18 protein-coding genes are annotated in these 20,572 nt (G+C 41.4%); 17 read left to right on the forward strand and 1 reads right to left on the reverse strand.

What is annotated here, in order from left to right; all coding sequences use genetic code 11:
• The first annotated feature begins 113 nt into the window (after window positions 1-113).
• The gene (locus U2P91_RS13350) at window positions 114-1,445 is read left to right on the forward strand and encodes an MFS transporter (RefSeq protein WP_322519786.1); all 1,332 of its coding nucleotides are present in this window, start codon (window positions 114-116) and stop codon (window positions 1,443-1,445) included.
• A 24-nt stretch (window positions 1,446-1,469) separates the two neighbouring features.
• On the opposite strand, the gene U2P91_RS13355 is transcribed toward U2P91_RS13350, so the two are convergent.
• Window positions 1,470-2,126 carry a Crp/Fnr family transcriptional regulator gene (locus U2P91_RS13355; protein ID WP_322519787.1) on the reverse strand — a complete coding sequence of 219 codons (657 nt, stop codon included), beginning with the start codon at window positions 2,124-2,126 and terminating at the stop codon, window positions 1,470-1,472.
• A 97-nt stretch (window positions 2,127-2,223) separates the two neighbouring features.
• On the opposite strand from U2P91_RS13355, the gene U2P91_RS13360 reads away from it, so the two are divergent.
• The 16 genes from U2P91_RS13360 to U2P91_RS13435 all read left to right on the forward strand — a co-directional run bounded on the left by U2P91_RS13360 (window position 2,224) and on the right by U2P91_RS13435 (window position 20,378).
• Complete coding sequence (locus tag U2P91_RS13360) at window positions 2,224-3,027, forward strand: ATP-binding protein (protein ID WP_322519788.1); 804 nt, start codon at window positions 2,224-2,226, stop codon at window positions 3,025-3,027.
• Between the two features lie 493 nt (window positions 3,028-3,520).
• Complete coding sequence (locus U2P91_RS13365; protein WP_111889267.1) at window positions 3,521-4,306, forward strand: AAA family ATPase; 786 nt, start codon at window positions 3,521-3,523, stop codon at window positions 4,304-4,306.
• Between the two features lie 167 nt (window positions 4,307-4,473).
• Window positions 4,474-6,399: a corrinoid activation/regeneration protein AcsV gene (gene acsV, locus U2P91_RS13370; RefSeq protein ID WP_322519789.1), complete on the forward strand. Its 1,926-nt coding sequence runs from the start codon at window positions 4,474-4,476 to the stop codon at window positions 6,397-6,399.
• Window positions 6,400-6,416: 17 nt separating this feature from the next.
• A complete protein-coding gene (locus tag U2P91_RS13375; protein ID WP_322519790.1) occupies window positions 6,417-7,064 on the forward strand; it encodes a DUF3786 domain-containing protein in 648 nt (215 codons plus the stop codon).
• On the forward strand, window positions 7,064-7,720 hold the full coding sequence (locus U2P91_RS13380; RefSeq protein WP_111889270.1) for a DUF3786 domain-containing protein: 657 nt from the start codon (window positions 7,064-7,066) through the stop codon (window positions 7,718-7,720). The genes U2P91_RS13375 and U2P91_RS13380 overlap by 1 nt, the downstream gene beginning before the upstream one ends.
• 186 nt (window positions 7,721-7,906) lie before the next feature.
• Window positions 7,907-8,842, forward strand: coding sequence for an acetyl-CoA decarbonylase/synthase complex subunit delta (gene acsD / locus U2P91_RS13385; RefSeq protein ID WP_111889271.1), 936 nt, complete (start codon window positions 7,907-7,909; stop codon window positions 8,840-8,842).
• Between the two features lie 19 nt (window positions 8,843-8,861).
• A complete protein-coding gene (gene acsC, locus U2P91_RS13390; protein WP_111889272.1) occupies window positions 8,862-10,202 on the forward strand; it encodes an acetyl-CoA decarbonylase/synthase complex subunit gamma in 1,341 nt (446 codons plus the stop codon).
• A 68-nt stretch (window positions 10,203-10,270) separates the two neighbouring features.
• A complete protein-coding gene (gene acsE, locus U2P91_RS13395; RefSeq protein WP_322519791.1) occupies window positions 10,271-11,056 on the forward strand; it encodes a carbon monoxide dehydrogenase/acetyl-CoA synthase methytransferase subunit in 786 nt (261 codons plus the stop codon).
• 286 nt (window positions 11,057-11,342) lie between these two features.
• Window positions 11,343-13,241 (forward strand): anaerobic carbon-monoxide dehydrogenase catalytic subunit, encoded by a 1,899-nt coding sequence (cooS, locus tag U2P91_RS13400; RefSeq protein ID WP_322519792.1) that lies wholly within the window; start codon window positions 11,343-11,345, stop codon window positions 13,239-13,241.
• 26 nt (window positions 13,242-13,267) lie between these two features.
• Window positions 13,268-14,053 carry an AAA family ATPase gene (locus U2P91_RS13405; RefSeq protein WP_322519793.1) on the forward strand — a complete coding sequence of 262 codons (786 nt, stop codon included), beginning with the start codon at window positions 13,268-13,270 and terminating at the stop codon, window positions 14,051-14,053.
• A gap of 74 nt (window positions 14,054-14,127) precedes the next feature.
• On the forward strand, window positions 14,128-16,296 hold the full coding sequence (acsB, locus tag U2P91_RS13410; protein ID WP_322519804.1) for an acetyl-CoA decarbonylase/synthase complex subunit alpha/beta: 2,169 nt from the start codon (window positions 14,128-14,130) through the stop codon (window positions 16,294-16,296).
• A gap of 181 nt (window positions 16,297-16,477) precedes the next feature.
• Window positions 16,478-17,107 carry a hypothetical protein gene (locus U2P91_RS13415; RefSeq protein ID WP_111889277.1) on the forward strand — a complete coding sequence of 210 codons (630 nt, stop codon included), beginning with the start codon at window positions 16,478-16,480 and terminating at the stop codon, window positions 17,105-17,107.
• A 175-nt stretch (window positions 17,108-17,282) separates the two neighbouring features.
• Entirely contained in the window at window positions 17,283-19,418 is a 2,136-nt protein-coding gene (acsB, locus tag U2P91_RS13420) for an acetyl-CoA decarbonylase/synthase complex subunit alpha/beta (RefSeq protein WP_111889278.1), read from the forward strand.
• A 117-nt stretch (window positions 19,419-19,535) separates the two neighbouring features.
• The gene (locus U2P91_RS13425) at window positions 19,536-19,733 is read left to right on the forward strand and encodes a CooT family nickel-binding protein (RefSeq protein ID WP_111889279.1); all 198 of its coding nucleotides are present in this window, start codon (window positions 19,536-19,538) and stop codon (window positions 19,731-19,733) included.
• 3 nt (window positions 19,734-19,736) lie between these two features.
• Window positions 19,737-20,159 (forward strand): DUF3842 family protein, encoded by a 423-nt coding sequence (locus U2P91_RS13430; RefSeq protein WP_111889280.1) that lies wholly within the window; start codon window positions 19,737-19,739, stop codon window positions 20,157-20,159.
• Window positions 20,160-20,378 carry a hypothetical protein gene (locus U2P91_RS13435; RefSeq protein ID WP_111889281.1) on the forward strand — a complete coding sequence of 73 codons (219 nt, stop codon included), beginning with the start codon at window positions 20,160-20,162 and terminating at the stop codon, window positions 20,376-20,378.
• Window positions 20,379-20,572 lie beyond the last annotated feature (194 nt).

Here is a 20,572-nt window from a genome sequence, read left to right on the forward strand (position 1 = left end):
TTCTGGTTTGTTTAGTTGAACCAGAGTTTTTTGTTGCAATTAATCTAAATAATACGATTGTGGGCCTTCGCGAAGTCTGATAAAATAGAAGAAAAGTCAGGGGGACTATGCCGATGTCAGCATTTAAGAATACAGCTCCGATTGTTTGGTTATTAATATCCATTGCGGTATTTGCCGGTGGCATGATTATGCTGCTTGATGTCAAGCTGGCTTGGAATATGATTATTACCAGCATCTCGATTATGCTGGTGGTGGTCGGGATTATGTATCTGTCAGCTATTTTTCTAAAAAAGGGCGAAAGTAAGTTTAAAGAGTTGGGAATTGGAATTTTATCTCTGTTGGGCGGGGTTTTTACCTATCTCAACCCGCAGTATTTAAAGGTGCCGTTTAGTTTTGCAATTGGGATGCTGGGGATTATTATTGGTTGCTTTGTTTTATTAAGTAGCATTAAATTAAAAAAAGACGGTGCTTCCTGGGTGTGGACCTTGCTGGTGGCTCTGGTCTATATCGGCTTGGGTATTAACATGGCTTTTTTGACCACAACAGGCCGGATCTTTGGCATTATCTTCGGCGTTTATCTGATCTTTTTTGCTTTAAATATTTTTGGCGATGCCTTGGTCAGTTTGATGAAACACAATGATGGGGCCAAAAAAGCCAAGAAGCACATTCGTGTAACCCTACCACTGGTATTTGCTGCGTTCCTGCCGATGCGGATGTTAAAAAAAGTGAATGCATTGGTGCAAGAAGAACCGGATGCTTTATTATTGCTAGAAGACCACTCCATAGAACGAACCACCGATATGGAGATTTTTATCCATACCAAAGAAGGATTGATTCCGGGCATGGGTCATGTGGATGCTGCCATAGGCGAGTGTGTTTACAGCTATGGCAATTATGACGATTCCACCTGGAAGTTAGGGGGCTTTTTAGCTGATGGCGTTTTGGTTGAAATGCCCAAGACCGAACATGTTAAACAGGCGCTGAAAGTTGAAAAGAAAATTTTAATGGGCTATGGCCTCGCACTGACGCCAGAACAAAAAAAAGGGGTTCAGGAGCAGCTGGACGATCTCCTGTCTCACGTTCTTCCTTGGGAGCCAAAGGCGGAGCAAGCGGACAAAGGCGAAATCAAAGGAAATGCAAAGGATTTTGAGGATGTTTCCAGTCAGCTTTATAACGACGCAAAGGCCAGTTTTTATAAATTTAAACAGGGCAACGAGTTTAAAACCTATTATGCCCTGGGAACGAATTGTGTCAAGTTGGTGGATACGCTTGTCGGTAAAACCGGAATTGATCTGATCAAGATCAATGGCATTATTACCCCCGGTGCCTATCTGGATTATCTGGATCGTCTTTATGACCGGGGCGATTCCATTGTGGTTTCCCGTACCCTGTATCAGGACATTGAAAATAAGAGGGAAAAGGAAATAGCAGTTAGTCCGGCCTAGAACGCTCAGCTTTTACTGGGGCCATTAAAGCAGCTTGAAATGATTGTGGTTGTACTCAATGATCCCGTCTTTTTGAAGTTTGGAAAGAACCCGGGATAGGGCACTGCGGTCGACACATAAAAAATCAGCTAATTCATTGCGCGTAAAGGGAATCTCAAAAGCGAGGTTCCCTTTTTTTTCGGCCTGTAACGACAGATAGGAGAGTACCTTGTCTTGAATAGTCCGCCGCGATAACAACTGGTTTTTACTGCTGAGGAGGATGTTCTTTCGGGCGAGTATCTTCAGTAGATTCTCAATCAGGTGATTGTGAAACACACAGGAGTTAGGACAGGTATTAATAATCCGTTCGATCCCCAGAAACATGACAGCTGTGTTGGTTTTTGCCAGTACCGTGACGGGGCTTTCTTTAATACCGGCACTGGCAAAGGCTTCGCCAAAAATATGGCTGGGACTTAGTTCCGTGAGAATGGATCGATTACCGTAATAATCCTCTTGAATAACTTGGACTTCTCCCGATAAAATAACCCCCACAGTGGTTACCGGCTGGCCAGTCAGTAAAATAATCTCCCCCCGGTCATAATTTTTTTCTTCACCACCCAGGCACTTTAGCATGGCTTCCAGGTTTTCGTCGATGCCATCGAATAATTTAACTTTTCTTAAAACATCTAAATTTTTATTCATAATTATCCTTTGTGTTGCATATGCAACGGTAGTTTTGGGTAAATTATATTATGATTGGTTCAAGAAATCAATACCAAATTCCAAGGAGGAAAATAAGATGATCCGAAAAATAATTACAATAGATGAGAATAAGTGCAACGGCTGTGGATTATGTGCAGAAGCCTGCCATGAAGGCGCAATTGGAATGGTTGACGGCGTGGCCAAATTACTACGTGACGACTATTGCGACGGATTGGGAGATTGTCTGCCAAGTTGTCCCACCGGAGCGATAACCTTTGTGGAACGGGAAGCGGCAGCTTATGACGAAGCCGCGGTCTTAGAAAATATGAAAAAAAAGGAAACGACACAAAATAGTGGCGCGAAAAAAGCAGGCGGATGTCCGGGAACCCAGGCAAAAACCATTGTCCGAGAAACGATAGCGACCGATGACGGACCGGAACCACTGCCATGCGGATGCCCCGGCTCATCTTCTAAGGCCATTGTTCGGGAAACCGTGGCTGCGGAGAAACCAGCACCAACTGAAGCGCTCGAATCACAACTTAGACAATGGCCGGTTCAAATTAAGCTGGCACCGGTTAATGCCCCTTATTTCAATGGTGCCCACTTGTTGATTGCGGCAGATTGTACCGCCTATGCCTATGCTGATTTTCATAATCGCTTTATCAAAAATAAAATTACCTTAATCGGTTGTCCAAAACTAGATGCCGTTGACTATGCGGATAAGCTGACTGAAATATTAAAACGTAATGAGATTAAAAGCGTTACTGTCGTCCGAATGGAAGTTCCCTGTTGCGGAGGGATTACTGCAGCAGTTACCACGGCACTTAAGGATTCAGGAAAAATGATTCCATGGCAGGTATTGACCGTCACTACTGATGGAAAAGTATTGGAGAATGATTAAAGAAGCATGATAGCGATTTATTGTCTTAGGCGAAGAAAAATTAAGATAAGCGCTTAGGTATCAATTCCTGGCAGTAAGCTTGGCTAAAAAAGTGTCCTGTAATTATTCGTCCCCAAAATACAGCCATATCCAAAATTTTTGTGGATATGGCTCTTTTTAGTTTACAAATGCAAAATTTAAGTAGCTTCAGCGATCGAAAATAAAATGCATTACAAGTATTTAGAGCGTGGATAAAGTGCAAAAAAATACAGCATTTATCATGGTTTCGTAAACCTTTGCAGAAAACAGAAAAAAATAATTTATAAAGGCTTTAATTTGCTCATTAAGCGATAAAGTTCTGTTGTAAAATCAGAATGATTATGTTATGATAACCCTGTCGATACATATATATACAAGTTGACAAAATACGAATTTTTCCTGTTGATAAATCAGTGGGTATAACTTACACTGAAAAGAGAAAATTGACCGGAGAAACGATAATGGAGGAAACATTATGGCTTTTAATATTGCAGTTGCGGGTAAGGGTGGCGTTGGTAAAACAAGTCTTACCGGTATGCTTATTGAATATTTAGTTGCAGAAGGTCTGGGTCCAATTTTAGCAGTGGATGCCGATGCCAATGCAAACCTTAACGAAGTACTGGGGGAAGAAGTGGAACTTTCCATTGGTGAGATTAAAGAAGAAGTAAATCATGCCGAAATGGATGGGGTACCATTGCCTCCAGGTGTGACAAAAACAGACTTTTTGAGACTTCGGTTAAATCAGGCCGTTGCCGAAGGAAATGGTTATGATCTTCTGGTTATGGGTCGCAGCCAGGGTGCTGGTTGTTATTGTTATGTTAACGGAATCTTAAAAACTCAGCTTGATATGCTGGCAGGTAACTATCAATATATTATCGTTGATAATGAAGCGGGGATGGAACATCTAAGCCGGGGAACGCTCGGTCGAATTGATATGCTTATTCTTGTCAGCGACTGTTCCCGTCGTGGGATTCAGGCTGTTGGCCGAATCAAAGAGTTGGTTTCTGAACTTAAACTGAAAGTACCAGTGATTAAGCTGATCGTCAACCGCGCCCCAGATGGCGTTTTAAACGAAGGAACAGCCGAAGAAATTAAAAACCAGGGTCTTGATCTTATTGGTGTTGTGCCATTAGATCAGAATGTGTTTGAATTTGATGCTTATGGCAAACCGTTGGTTGATTTACCATCTGATTCACCAGCCAAGGTTGCGCTACGCGATATTGTCAACAAACTTGAACTGATCAAAAACGGCAAAAAATAAATGCCTGATTAAGGCTCTTAAGACTTATTGACAAATGGATTAAGTAGCACCGACAATTGTTATATCTAAAGAGATTATCAATTGATCGGTGCAGACGTTTGTCGAGAAACATGGGGCTGTTTGGCAGCCCTTTTAGACGGAAACTGCGGAAAAGGGGAGGTTGTTATATGAATAAGGTGCGATTTAATATTAAAGGAAAAAGATCGGTTGATTTAATCGCGAGCGACGGAGAAAATTTACTAGAAGCCGCCAGAAGAGCTGGTGTTATGATTGATTCACCGTGTAGCGGAAACGTGACCTGCGGTAAATGCAAGGTTAAAATAGAGTCGGGTCAGGTTAAAACAGAAAAATCCCGGCATATTTCTGAAGCAGAAATGGCCCAGGGGATCGTACTTTCATGTAATTCAACCATCATAGAAGATATCGAGGTGGAAGTACCGGATTTAGCGTCTTCTTTTGTAAACGAAATGCAGATCACCGATCTGTCGGTCAATGAGAATAGAAATATTAAATACGTACGCAAGAAAATGATCAAAGAAGGAATGACCAATGCCAGCCGACTCTGGTCTGAGATCATCAAGTTGCCGTGTCCCAGCATTGAAGATAACAGTGCTGATGAAGATCGTCTAAAGCTTTATTTTAAGCAGCAATTAGGCTATGAAGATATTGCCATCAGTTTAAATGTCATCAAGAAACTGCCAGATGCTTTTAGAAAGAATGATTTTTTGATCGAAGTCGTTTATTTAAAACGCCGGGAAGTGGCTGAAATTCTGGATGTCAAACCGGCAAACAGTGAAAAATCGGTTCTGTACGGGATTGCTCTGGATATTGGGACAACTTCGGTGTCGGCTTGTCTGGTCGATATGAATACCAATGAGATTTTAACAAAGGCTTCAATGGGGAATGCCCAGGTTAAATATGGGGCGGATGTTATCAACCGAATTGTTTATTCAGAAAAACCTGGTGGCTTGGAAAAACTGCGCCGTGCCATAGTTGATGAGAGCATCAATAACCTTATTGAAAAACTGGTCAATACCATTGGCATCAGCAAAGAAGATATTTATGAGGTCTGTGCGGCCGGAAATACGACCATGAACCACTTGCTGTTGGGGCTTAATCCGGACTATTTAAGACGGGAACCATTTATTCCGGCCATTAATGACATCCCCGAAATGAAATGTGCAGAATTAGGGATTACTGTTAATCCGGAAGGAAAAATATATTTAGCACCTTCGGTTGCCAGTTACGTAGGCGGCGATATTACCGCCGGTGTTTTTGCGGTACCCGTTTGGATGCGGGAAGATTTCACCATGCTGGTGGATCTGGGAACAAACGGCGAAATTGTCTTTGGAAATAAAGATTTTCTGATGACCTGCGCCTGTTCAGCCGGACCTGCTTTTGAAGGCGGTGAAATTAGCTGCGGTACCCGGGCTGTGCCTGGAGCGATTGAGCAAGTTACTATCAATGACGGAGACTTAAGGCCTTTTTATAATACCATTGGTCAGGTTAGCCCGGTGGGAATTTGTGGTTCAGGGATCATCGACTTAATTTGCGAGATGAAACGAACGGGTATAATCAATGGAAAAGGCCGAATGGAACGGGATCTGAATCATCCTCGAATCAAGTTTGATGAATACGGCATCGGTCAGTATTATCTCTACTCCAAAGAATTGGATAATGGTTCTAAAGATGTATATATTACGGAAATTGACATTGACAGTTTTATCAAGGCAAAAGGAGCGGTCTTCTCCGCGATCTATATTTTAATGGAAAGTCTGGATATGTCCATTGATGTTCTGGAAAATATCTATGTCGCCGGGGGCATCGGTACCAATCTGGATATTACCAATGCTATCGCCCTGGGGATGTTGCCAGATATCCCGGTGGAGAAATATTACTACATCGGTAACAGCTCAATGCAGGGATGTTACCTGGCATTGACCCTCAGTGAAGGAAAAGACAAGATTCGGGAGATTTCTCAGAATATGACGTATATGGAATTAAGTGTCCACCCAACTTATATGGATGAGTTCATATCAGCCTGTTTTATCCCCCATACCAATATGAATTTATTTCCTTCCCTGGAAAACTGAAAATAGGAGATTTTTAAATGGAAAATACGTTACGGGATGAAACCGCAATTGAAGAAAAAAGAAAAGATAAAATACCCTTCGAACACTACAAGGGCTTGTTAAAGGACCTTAATCCCCAGATGATTGCGGCTAACAGTACCTGTCCTTATAATGAAAAAGATAATTTTTTCACAGTCACCCTGATGGGAACGCCATATAAGGTGACCTATCCTCAGGGTGATGTGACTGATATGGACAGCCGGGATTTTGATAATTATAAACTCAAAACCATGATTTTACGGTATTTGATTAATGCTAAAGGGGTTAAGGCCACCGGCGAAAACATCGCCTATCGGGATGTTTCCGGTGGGAATGTCTACTATCCCTGTTTTGAAGGGCGTTGTTTAAAACGTTTTGCCTTTACCTTTAATTACAATCTTGACGGTTTAAAAAAGGCCATGGCTGTTCTAAAAGCAGAGCCGCAAAGTATTGGTGATCTTTCATGGCGTTTTGAAGTCATTAATAATATGTTTATGACTGCTATTCTCTGGATTGGGGATGATGAATTCCCACCGGAAGCGCAAATATTATTTGATGCTAATTTCCCCAGTGCCTTCAGTGCTGAGGATATGGCCGTAATGGGTGATATTTTTATTCCGGCATTAAAAGAACTCAGCAAGAAATAATGAAACAATCAAAGATACTAAATATTGATCCCCATTTTTCGGAAAGTAGTTATATCATCAACCGGGATTTATTTAAAAATTTTGATCCTGTTGCGATGAGTCAAAAGTCTCTTTGTCCCTTCGATCCGAAAAATGGGCGGTTTGAAATAATGGTCCTGGGTGAATCCTATTTTGTACTTCATCCCAGCGGTCTGGTTTTGAATGCCCGAGAGGAAGAATTTGATAATTACTCGGTCAAAATTTTTATTCTTCGCTACTTAATGAATGCCAACGGAAAAGAAGCAACCAACGAATGGATCAGCTTTAAAGAATTTCCGGATGGGCCCATTTATTATTCGAATTTTCATAAACGCTGTATTCAAGTTTTTGCGCAAATTGGCAATGAGAGGCCGGAACAGCTTAAACACTATATGAGCCTGCAAAAAGCTAAGACCTATGGTAAGGGTGATCTTTCCTGGCAGTTTACGGTGACACCGGGGGTTGATCTCATCTGGATTTTATGGTTTGGCGATGATGAGTTTGAAGCAGAGGCTCAAATATTATTTGACAAAAAATTAACAGACGTCTTTAATATTAAGGATTTGGCAATTTTAGGCGATGTTTTGATGATTTCGCTGAAAACCTTTACGCTCTCTTTAGACTCTAAAAAAAATTAGGATAAATTTTAGAAAAATGCCGAAAAATAATTGACAAACTTTTAACTAATAGTGTACAATCTGTGTATACTTATATATACAGGTAAAAAGCTGTAAAATATGTAATGGTTTTAATTTGGTTTTAAAGTGTGAAGCTTTGAAATAAATATTTTGAAAAAAGGTAACAGGTTAGGAGGAAACAAAAAAATGCCATACAAAAAAGCAGAACAAAAATTTAGTGGCAAGATCAACGCATGTGAGATAGGTGTAGGAGATGCAGCTATCAGCATTGGCGGAGAAAACTCATTACCATTTTTAGGTACTGAAGGCTTCAAAACCGCAGTTGGAATCGCAATCTCTGACACAACCGATGAATGGTCAGATTGCTTTGGAACAATTTACGGTGACGATCTTAAAAACCCAGCGGCTTTGGCAAAAGCAGCAGTAGAAAAATCAGGTGCGGACTTCTTGTTAATTAAACTTGAAAGTGCTGATCCAAACGGTGCTGACAATTCAGTCGAAAACTGTGTCGCGACAGCGGTAGCTGTAGAAGCGGCAATTAGCGTACCTTTAGTTGTAGAAGGATGTAAAAACGCAGACAAAGATGCTAAGTTACTGGAAAAAGTTGCTCAAGCTCTTGAAGGAAAAAATGTGGTTTTATTTTCTGCTGTAGAAGACAATTACAAGACAATCGGTGCTGCCGGCGGAATGGCTTACGGACAAAAAGTAGCCGCAGAATCCTCAGTTGATATCAACCTTGCAAAACAATTAAATATCTTATTAACACAATTAGGTGTTAAAGGAAAAGATATTCTGATGGATGTTGGTTCAGCAGCTGTAGGCTATGGCTTTGAGTATGTTGCATCAACCATGGATCGTATTCGTTTAGCTGGCCTAGGTCAAAATGATGAAAGTTTACAAATGCCAATTATGACTAATATTTCTGGTGAAGCGTGGGGCGTTAAAGAAGCGGTTTCCACCCTTGAAGATGCACCGGAATGGGGCGATCAGGAAGCACGCGGGGTTGGTATGGAAGTATCAACAGCGGCAGCTTGTGTTGTTGGCGGATCAAACGCAATCATCGTAAGACATCCAGAATCAGTTAAGGCGATCAAAAGCTTAGTTGCTGGAATCATAGGTTAGGAAAGGAAGGCGAATACAAATGGCAGTAAAAGGTTTAGATATTTTTAAACTCACTCCTAAGACAAACTGTAAAGAGTGTGGTTTCCCAACATGTATGGCTTTCTCTATGAAAGCAGCTACTGGTGCTGTACCCATCGAAAAATGTCCATACATTTCAGAAGAGTCCAAAGAATTATTATCAGAAGCAACAGCTCCACCAATGAAAACTATCAAAGTTGGCGCTGGCGAAACTGAAAAAGCGCTTGGTGGCGAAACAGTCTTATTCAGACATGAAAAAACATTGGTTAACAAAAACTTATTTGCAGTTGAATTATCAGATGCAATGAGTGACGCTGATGTGGATGCGATTTGTGCTACATTACAAAAGGTAAACTATGACCGTATCGGCGAAATGATGTCGGTTGAAGTTGTCGCCGTACGTTTTGTTTCTGATGCAGCTAAATTTGCGGCTTTAGTTAAAAAAGTTGCAGATTGCGGAAAAATTCCAATGATCGTTACTGTTGATGCTGAAGTAGCAAAAGCAGCGGTTGCAGGTGCTGGCGCTGGCGCTATCATCATGGGCGCAACCAAAGATAACGCAGCAGCGATGGTAGACGTAGCTAAGGCTGCAGATGCTGTTCTTGGTGTTTCTGCAGACAGTATCGAAGCACTACACGACTTAGTTGAAGCAATTGAAAAAATGGGCTATAAAAAACTGGTATTAAACGTAGGCGAAACTTCCATTAAAGAAGCTTACGCAAATGCAGTTGATATTCGTACCGCAGCAATCAAAGGCAATGACCGAACATTTGGCTATCCTTCAGTCGTGTTTGCCAACAAACTGGCAACTGGCGATATCAACCTACAAATTGCTCTGGCATCGGCTTTTGTTCTGCGATATGGTTCCATTATTGTTATGGAAGAAATGGACTTTAACGCTGCATTGCCGCTGTTTGGTTTAAGACAAAACATCTTTACCGATCCTCAAAAACCAATGCGTGTTGAACCGAAGGTTTATGAATTTAACAAACCAACCGGTAATGATCCTGTTTTAGTTACTGTTGACTTTGCATTATCTTATTTTGTTGTTGCTGGTGAAATTGAACGATCTAAGGTTCCTGCCTACCTGGCAATTCCAGATGCAGGTGGTTACTCTGTTCTGACCGCTTGGGCTGCTGGTAAATTTGGATCAAGCGTTATTGCTAACTTCATTAAAGAAAACAACGTTGCCGATGTAACGACATCTCGTAAGTTAATCTTACCTGGTAAAGTTGCCGTTCTTCAGGGCGATCTAGCTGAATTACTACCTGAATGGGAAGTAATCGTTGGACCAAACGAAGCAATGCAATTACCGAAGTTCTTAAGAGACATGCAAGCATAATATCAATCTGTGCTCGGGACTCATCCCGAGCGCACCTAAATATTTTTTCAATTTGAAAGGGGAACAATATGTCAAAATTTATGGTTATTGGTGAAAGAATTCACTGTATCTCTCCTGCAATTCGTCAGGCTTTCGCAGATAGAAACCCTGAGCCAATTCTTTTAAGAGCAAAAGAACAATTAGAAGCGGGCGCAGACTACTTGGATTTAAACATCGGACCGGCTGAAAGAGGCGGCGAAGAATTAATGCAGTGGGGTGTTAAATTGCTCCAGGAAAACTTCGATAATGTGCCATTAGCGCTTGATACAGCGAACATGAAAGCGATCGAAGCGGGAATCCAGGTTTATAACCGATCAAAAGGAAAACCAATTGTAAACTCTGCAGATGCAGGCGACCGTATTGAATATGTCGATTTAGCAGCAGCTAATGATGCTATGGTAATCGCTCTTTGCTCTAAAGAAGGTGTACCAGGAAATAATGACGAACGTATTGCTTACTGTTCAGAATTATTAGAACGTGGTATGGAACGTGGTATGGAACCAACAGATTTATTGTTTGATCCATTATTCATTGTAATCAAAGGAATGCAAGATCAATTAGTTGATGTTTTAGAAGCAATCCAAATGATCACTGACATGGGCTTGTTAACAACTGGTGGATTAAGTAATGTATCCAACGGTGCACCAAAACATATTCGTCCATTATTAGACTGTGCTGTTTTAGCAATGGCTATGCAATGTGGATTCAGTTCTGCAATCGTTAATCCATGCGACAAACGATTAAGAGAAACAATCGTAGCTTGCGATATTATCAAAAATAATATCCTTTATGCAGATTCAGTACTTGAGTTCTAGAAATACCTTTTTAAATTAGAAAAACAGGTATTTGAAAATACTCACAAAAAAAAGCCCCCGACCACAATTCATCACTTGCCGCACAAGATAAGATGAAGGTCAGGAGCAAACAACTATGTATAATGTATCACTCACCTACATTGTATAACATTTAACAATGTTTGTAAAGGGGATTTTGATTATTTTTTTAGATATGACGAAACTTTTTACAAATGCGTAAAAAATAACTATTATACGAAACGGGTGCGTTGATATAAATTATAAAATTTAGAGAGGTAGAAAAAATATGAGCAATGAAATTTTAAACTACGATAAGGTCGCTGAAGCTTCCCTTGCGAAAGCTCAGAGAGATGGCGCAGAAACAATGTGGGATCGCCGTGCAGCCCAAAAAACCCAATGTGGTTTTGGAGAAGCAGGGGTATGTTGCCGAATTTGTGCAATGGGTCCATGTCGAGTAAGTCCAGTACCCGGAAAAGGTGCTGAAAGAGGTATTTGTGGAGCTAATGCTGACACAATTGTTGCAAGAAACTTTGCCAGAATGGTAGCCGCAGGTACATCTGCTCACTCGGATCATGCCCGTGATATCGTTCATGCAATGCATCATGCTAAAGCTGAAGGTCCTTTCAAAATTCGTGACGAGGCAAAGTTACGACGAATCGCGAAAGAATGGGATGTAGTTGATGCTGATACCAAAGAAACATACGCATTGGCACACGAAATGGCTGAATTAGCCCTGGAAGAATTTGGAAAACCTTTTGGAACTCTACGCTTCTTAAAACGAGCACCACAAGCGCGTCAGGATGTTTGGGCAAGAGAAGGTATTGAACCAAGAGCAATTGACCAGGAAGTAGTAACTTTACTCCACTCTACTCATATGGGTTGTGCTGCAGATTACGAAAGTATCTTCCGACGTGGGATGAGAACTGGTATGTCTGATGGATGGGGCGGTTCCATGATTGGTACCGAATTCTCTGATATTCTTTACGGAACACCAACTGCTCGTGCTTCATCTTCTAACTTAGGTGTAATTGATGCTGAAATGGTAAATATCCTGATCCATGGTCATGATCCTAACCTTTCTGAAATGTTAGTATTAGCAGCTCAAGATCCAGCAATGGTTGAAATGGCTAAATCTGTTGGTGCCAAAGGCATTAACATCGTTGGGATGTGCTGTACAGGTAATGAAATGACCATGAGACATGGTATTAAAATTGCCGGAAACTTCTACCAACAAGAAATGTGTATCATTACTGGTGCAATGGAAGCTGTAGTTGTTGACGTTCAATGTATTTTCCCGGCTCTTCCAGAACTGGCTAAAACATACCATACCCGATTCATCAGTACATCACAAAAAGCTAAAATCGCTGGCGATTTATACATCGAATTCTCAGAAGCAACCGGTTTGGAAAATGCTGCCGAAATCGTTAAAATTGCAATTGAAAACTTCCCAAATCGAGATGCTTCCAAAGTAGAAATTCCAGACATCAAACAAGATACCCTGGTTGGTTACTCTGTTGAAACCATCATCGATCATTTGGACAAAGTTGTTAACTCTCAATTAGAAGATAAACTGGGAACTGTTAAACCATTAACCGACGTTATCTATGCCGGTGTTATCCGTGGGGCTGCTGGTGTTGTTGGTTGTAACAATCCTAAACAACAACATGACTATGCTCATATTACTGTAATGGAAGAACTAATCAAACGTGATGTAATCTGTGTTGTTACAGGTTGTGCCGCTCAAGCTGCTGCTAAAGCCGGTTTATTAACATTAGAGGCAAAAGAAAAATGTGGCCGTGGTCTGCTAGAAGTTTGTGAACGTGTAAACATTCCACCAGTTCTTCATATGGGTTCTTGTGTAGATATCAGCCGTATCCTTCACTTAGTAAACCTATGTGCAGATTTAAAAGGAATCGATCCAGCCTTATTACCTGTAGTCGGTATCGCACCAGAATGGATGTCAGAAAAAGCGGTTGCGATTGCTAACTATGTAGTTGGTTCTGGGATCAATACTTACCTGGGTGTTATTCCACAAGTATTGGGATCACCAAACTTTACAAAATTAATGACTGAAGATGTTCAGGAATTTATTGGCGCTCACTTCGTATTTGAAAAAGACCCAATTGTCATGGTTGATAAAATCATGGAAGATTTAGAAGCAAAACGTACTGGATTAGGTATCTAATTTATAAAAGATAGACAGGTGATAAAATGAAAATAGCATTAACAGGAAAAGGCGGGGTTGGAAAAACAACCATCTCAGCAAGTTTAAGCCGATATTTCGCCGATGAAGGATTTAATGTGTTAACAGTTGATGCTGACCCCGATGCCAATCTTGGTCTTGCCTTGGGTATGACTGACGAAATGATTGCCAGTATTGTTCCTATTTCAGAAATGAAAGACATGATCGAAGAACGTACAGCGGCCGATACCGGTTCATTTGGCTCAATGTTTAAAATGAATCCAGAGGTCGCCGATATTCCCGAACGCTACGCCAAAGAATTTAATGGCGTCAAACTCTTAACCATGGGAACGGTTGATACTGGGGGATCAGGCTGTGTCTGTCCCGAGCATGTATTGCTAAAAATGCTGATGAGCCATCTGGTACTTTACCAAAAAGATGTGGTCATCATGGATATGGAAGCAGGCATCGAACATTTGGGTCGAGGTACTGCCGGTGCAGTTGACGCTTTTATTGTCGTCGTCGAACCGGGAGTCCGTAGTATTCAGACGTTTCATAAAGTTAAATCCATGGCAATGGATATCGGTGTAAAACAGGTTTATGTTATTGGAAACAAAATCCGGAATGACGGAGATATCGCCTTTATAAAAGAAAAAGTCGGAGACGAAAACATCATTGGTTTTTTATATTACCGGGATGCCATTTCGGAATCGGATCGCAACAATCAATCGCCCTATGATGATCCTGAGATGAAGGAAGATATTGCTGTTCTCGGCAAAAGCATTCTGGCGATTGTAGAAGAAAAAAAGAAGTAATTACGAGTACACGTACAACAACAAAAATCTAATGTTAATTGAACTAATCTAAGGAGGAAAAAGTCCATATGAATATGAATCTTTTTGATATAATTTACGACGGCCAAGCTCAGTACCTACAACGTGCTGAAGAAATGGTAGCCAAAGTCGTTGCTGAAAAGGGAAAAGAAACCCCAGTGAAATTCCCAGGTACTGCCTATGGTTTACCTTGTATTTATGCCATCACAGGCAAAAAAATTACCAATGTAGGTGAACTGGAAGATGCGTTAGCACTGACTAAAGAACATATTAACAGAACTAACTATCTGGCGGAAGCCTTAGATGCTGGAACAGCTGCGGCAATGTGTGCAGAAATTATTGAAGCAATTAAATATGTTTATGAAGAACTTCCATACGAAGGTCGTCACGTCGAAGATTTAAATACTACTGATGCCCGTTGTTTAGGACATCTCACCGATGCTGAGGTTCGTAGCTTCGGGGTTGCACTTGTAACCGAAGACATCCCAGGGGTTGCGGTTATTATCGGCGAATGTAAAGATGCTGAAATGTTGGCAACGATCGTTAAAGATTACCAGGGCAAAGGTTTATTAACCTTTATGGTTGGTAAAGTTATCGATCAGGCTATCGAACAAAAAATTAAAATGGGTATCGACCTTCGTGTTATTCCTTTGGGATACGAAATTGAATCTGTTATCCACGTTGTATCGGTTGCAATTCGTGCCAGCTTAATCTTTGGTGCGACACCTCCAGGCGACTTCCTGGCTCACAGAACTTATACAAAAAACCGTGTTAAAGCGTTTGTAAATGTATTTGGACCATGGGATAACAAAATTATTGCTGCCGGTGCTGCTGCCATCGAATTAGGCTTCCCAGCAATCACAGAAACCTATATCAATGAAGTACCAACCTTATTATTAAATCAACCAGACAACAGCAAAGTTGTTGCTACTTCTTTAGAAGCTCGTGGCATCAAAATCAAAGTTACTGAAATCGACTGTCCAGTTGCTGTTTCTTCAGCATTTGAAGGTGAACGTGTTCGTAAAGATACTATGTTTGCTGAATTCGGCGGAAACAAAACTGAATGTTGGGAACTTGTAACAACTGGTGATTTAGCCGAAATGGAAGATCACAAAATTACAGTTGTCGGACCAGATATCGATGACGCGATGTTCGCAGGCAAAGACGTTGTACGTTTACCTATGGGTGTTGTTGTTAAAGTTGCTGGTAAGCAAATGCAAAAAGATTTCGAAACCGTACTTGAAAGACGTATCCATTACTTCACAAACTATATTGAAGGTGCAATGCATGTTGGACAAAGAAATATTGCTTGGATCCGTTTAACCAAAGAAGCATTTGAAAAAGGTTTCCGTTTAAAACATATCGGTGAAGTTTTATACGCAAAAATGCGTTCTGACTTTGACAAGGTTGTTGATAAATGTGAAGTTACCATCTACACCAATGCTGAAGACGTAAAACGACTTGGCGAAGAATTAGTTAAACCAATCTATGCAGAACGTGATGAACGAATGGGTTCTTTAACTGATGAAAGTGTTGATGAATTCTACACCTGTTTATTATGTCAATCATTTGCTCCAAGCCACGTTTGTGTTGTTACACCAGAACGTTTAGGTCTTTGTGGTGCAGTGTCCTGGTTGGATGCTAAAGCTACTAAAGAACTTGATCCAATGGGACCAAACCAACCAATCGTTAAAGGTACAGCAACTGACGAACGTCTTGGAACATGGGATTCTGTAAATGAAGTAGTAGCTCAAACTTCACAAGGTGCAGTTGAAAAAGTTACACTTTACTCAATTCTTGAAGATCCAATGACCTCTTGTGGTTGTTTCGAATGTATCTGTGGTATTATGCCAGAAGCTAACGGTGTTATCATTGTAAACCGTGAGTTCCCTGACACTTCTCCAGTAGGTATGACTTTCGGTGAATTAGCATCTATGACAGGTGGTGGGGTTCAAACTCCAGGTTTCATGGGTCATGGTCGATTCCTGATCGGTTCTAAAAAATTCATGTCAGCTGAAGGCGGTTTATCACGAATCGTTTGGATGCCAAAAGAATTAAAAGACGATGTTGCAGAACGTTTAAATAAAGCAGTAAAAGAAATGACTGGCATTGAAAACTTCGCAGACATGGTTTGTGATGAAACAATTGCCAGTGATTCAGAAGCAGTATTAGAATTCTTAGAATCAAAAGGACATCCAGCCTTGGCGATGGATCCAATTATGTAATTAAATTTGACTTAAGTCGAATTTTGTAACATGCCTGAAGGCAGAGCACAGATGTGTTCTGCCTTTTTTTTAAGTCGATAAAAACAATTCTAGTTTAGATTAATTCCCGATAAATTCTAGTTTTATTAAGTATTAAGTGTTATAATTATCACAAATTAAAGTATAACAGGAGGAAAAAAATATGTGTAATAATAAAGAACTGCATCGTCATGGTGAACACCATGACCACGAAGAAGGTCATCCTCATAGCGGAACGACCAGTCATGATCATCAACATGCTCATCCCCATGCTGGTGATGAGGAGCATGAACATATCCACGAACATGATCATGAACACGCCCATACTCACAGTCATCCTCATAGTGATGACCATGATCATGGCAGTGAACATGTGCATACGACAGAACATGAGCATGAACATACCCATAAACACGCCCATCCCCATCCTCATCAGCATGACCATGCCCATCCCCATGAAACACAGGAGCATGCCCATGGTCATGAACATCCCCATGGACACGAACATCCCCATCCTCACGTGCATGGTGATGGACATTGTGGAAATCATGCCAAAAATGGCGCCGGTTGCTGCCAAGGTGGTGATGTTGAAAACAAAGACGTCGAGATATTAGGCTTATTGCTGGATCATTGGGTTACCCATAATCAGGATCACGCGATGGAGTATAATACCTGGGTTGAAAAAATGAACCGACTCGGTAAAAACGATGTCGCTGAATCCCTTATCGAAGCAATTGCATTGATGAGCGAAGCAGATAAACATCTCGTAGAAGCAAAAAAAGAATTAAACTAATCATTACTGTTTGCGTTTCTAGTGCGATCATCGTCTTGAGACGCAAATTTTGCAACTAATCGTATAAAGCAGAAAAACAATTGATGGGCGGTTGCTTTATTTTAGTCGCCCGTGAAAGTGTTAACCAATGCCTGAAGGTATTGAATTTCTTTAGAAAAGGAAGTGTGTAGTTGTTATGAGTTTGACAGATTTGATTTACGCTGGTTCTAATGCGGTGGCAGGTTTAACAGAAGGTGCAGTAGATGATGCCATCAAAAAATATGGTGAGAGCCACGCGGTAGGATATCCCGATACAGCCTATTTTTTACCGATTATTTATGCCGCAACAGGGGTTAAGATAAAGACATTGGGTGATTTACCGGCAGCAGTTGGGATTCTTAAGAGTTTGATCACCAATAAAGAAGATTTGGGCGAAGCGTTAAACGCCGGACTGGCGACAGCGGTTGGGGCTGAAATTATTGAGGCGATTCGATATCTTGATGGTGATCCATACGCCAACGATTCGGGCATTGGTTTTGTGGCGGATCCCATTATTCGTTCGTTGGGCGTGCCCCTGGTAACCGGCGATATTCCCGGGATTGCCGTTCTTTTAGGGGAATCCTCAGACCCTGCTGAATTAGCAGCGATTGTAAAAGATTATCAGGAAAAAGGTTTACTGACCTTTATGGTTGGTAATATCATCGAGCAGGCGCTGGAAGCCGGAGTTAAGATGGGGCTGGATTATCGTGTCATTCCTTTGGGCCATGAAGTGACCTCTGTCATTCATGTTGTCTCGGTGGCAATTCGGGCGGCGCTTATTTTTGGTGGCATCGAGCCTGGTAAACTGGCTGAATTTTTAACCTACACCAAAGAACGGGTGCCGGCCTTTGTCAATACCTTTGGCGAATTAAATGAAGTTGTAGTTTCGGTGGGAGCGGGAGCGATTGCCCTGGGTTTCCCGGTGATTGCCGACGTCCCTGTGCCGGAAGTACCGGGTGCATTAATGACCCAGGCAGACCATGCTAAAACAGTTGAGTTTTCTTTAGAAGCTCGTGATATTAAGATCAAGGTTACAAAAATTGATGTTCCCGTTTCGGTTGCCTCGGCGTTTGAAGGTGAGCGTGTCCGTAAGGATACCATGTTTGCTGAATTTGGCGGCAACAAAACGAAATGCTGGGAATTGGTAAGAGAAGCGGAATTAAGTGAAATAGAAGATCATAAAATTACAGTAATTGGTCCAGAAATTGACGATGCCCAATTTGCAGGTGCTGATGTCGTGCGGTTACCCTTAGGTATTCTGGTTGAAGTTGCCGGTAAAGGTATGCAAAAGGATTTTGAATCGGTATTAGAACGACGGATTCATTACTTTACCAACTACATCGATGGCGCCATGCATGTCGGACAACGTAACATTGCCTGGATTCGTTTAACAAAAGAAGCTTATGAAAAAGGATTCCGCTTAAAACACATCGGTGAAGTATTGTATGCAAAAATGCGGGCAGACTTCGATAACGTTGTCGATAAATGTCAGGTAACGCTTTATACGACTCAGGAAGATGTGGCCCGACTTGAAGAAGAAGTGGTCAAACCAATTTATAGCCAACGGGACGATCGTTTAAACGCCTTAACCGATGAAAGCGTTGATACCTTCTATACCTGTACCCTCTGTCAGTCGTTTGCACCGAGCCATGTTTGTGTGGTAACGCCAGAACGATTAGGCTTATGCGGTGCTGTTTCGTGGTTGGATAGTAAAGCGACCAAGGAATTGGATCCGGCCGGACCATCCCAACCGATTGAAAAAGGTGTTGCTGTGGATGAAAAAATTGGTATCTGGGAGTCTGTTAATAAAACCGTTGCGGCAGCATCGCAGGGGGCCGTTGAGCGGGTAACCTTATACTCAATCCTGGAAGATCCAATGACTTCTTGCGGTTGTTTTGAATGTATCTGTGGGATCATGCCGGAAGCCAATGGTGTTGTTATTGTTAACCGTGAGTTTGGCGAAATCTCACCGGTGGGGATGACCTTTGGGGAATTGGCGTCGATGACTGGTGGCGGCGTTCAAACACCCGGATTTATGGGACATGGCCGACATTTTATCGGGTCCAAGAAATTTATGTCGGCTGAAGGCGGACTAACGCGAATTGTCTGGATGCCAAAAGAATTAAAAGATGATGTCGCAGAACGTCTAAATAAGGCCGTACTTGAATTAACAGGGATAGAAAATTTCGTTGACATGGTTTGCGATGAAACCATTGCGACCGACTCCGAAGCGGTATTGGAGTTCCTGGAATCAAAGGGACACCCGGCTCTGACCATGGACCCCATTATGTAACAAATGGTTGTAATTAAGACTAAACGGTTATAATGAATGACAGTCACCCCTTAAGCTTGTGTTAAGGGGTAGGCTGTGTTAAAATAGCCTAAATTAAAAAGAAAGGAGACCAAGAACATGTGTGAATCTTCAGCTTATATGATTACTCCTGAAGGAGAAACAAAGATAATGGACTATGTTGTTGATATCGTTCCAAACGACGATGGCAGTTTAACGCTGTCTGACTTATTGGGTGGTACAAAAATTGTTCAAGGCAAACTCAAAGAAGTAAAACTTCTAAACCACAAAATTATTATTGAAGGAATAGCGGTTTAGCCAATGAACATTGTTGTGCTAGATGGTATGGGAGGAGGCATTGGATCTCGAATTGTCGGTATTTTAAAAGATGAAATACCGCCGTATATTGAAATATATGGATTGGGAACCAATGCACTGGCCACAGCGGCCATGTTAAAAAAAGGCGCTAATAAAGGTGCAACCGGAGAAAATGCCATTGCGGTCACGGTAAAAAAAGCGGATTTTATAATTGGCTCAATTGCGATGACCATTCCAAACTCGATGATGGGAGAAGTCACGCCACGAATGGTTGAAGCGATTGGAAACAGCGATGGATTAAAAATCTATATTCCGATTCTGCCGGAAAATCACCATATTGTTTCACTGGAAGAAAAACCACTCTTGCTCCAGATTCGAGAAGCCGTTTCGTTGATAAAAAAAGAACTTAATTTAGGAGAAGTGTAGATGGATGCTAAATTAAAGATGGATAAGGAAGCGGATATTTTCAAGGTGTTGCTGGCCCATTGGATTAATCACACCGGTGATCATATTGATGGCTATCGGGAGTGGGCTGAGAAATTACAGGGTACATCAAAAGACGCGGTGTCCCGGGAAATATTTCTGGCAATTGACAAGATGCGTGAAGCACAAAAGAAAATTATGGAAGCCAAAATGCGTTTCTAAAGACACGATAATAGCTTAAAATTAATGACAACCCATGCTTGAAAGCAGGACTTTTTGTTCTGTTTTTTTTCGTATTAGTAAAGTGATGCGACAGCTGTAAGGAATCGTAGTCAAAAGTGGAGCCCCGGGAAAATGATACGTTTTCTCGGGGCTTTTTTTAATAAAAAGTTATGTGGTTTTTTATAGATGAGGTA

It is taken from the genome of Acetobacterium sp. K1/6 (assembly GCF_034438075.1).
GTDB classification, from domain to species: Bacteria; Bacillota; Clostridia; order Eubacteriales; family Eubacteriaceae; genus Acetobacterium; species Acetobacterium carbinolicum.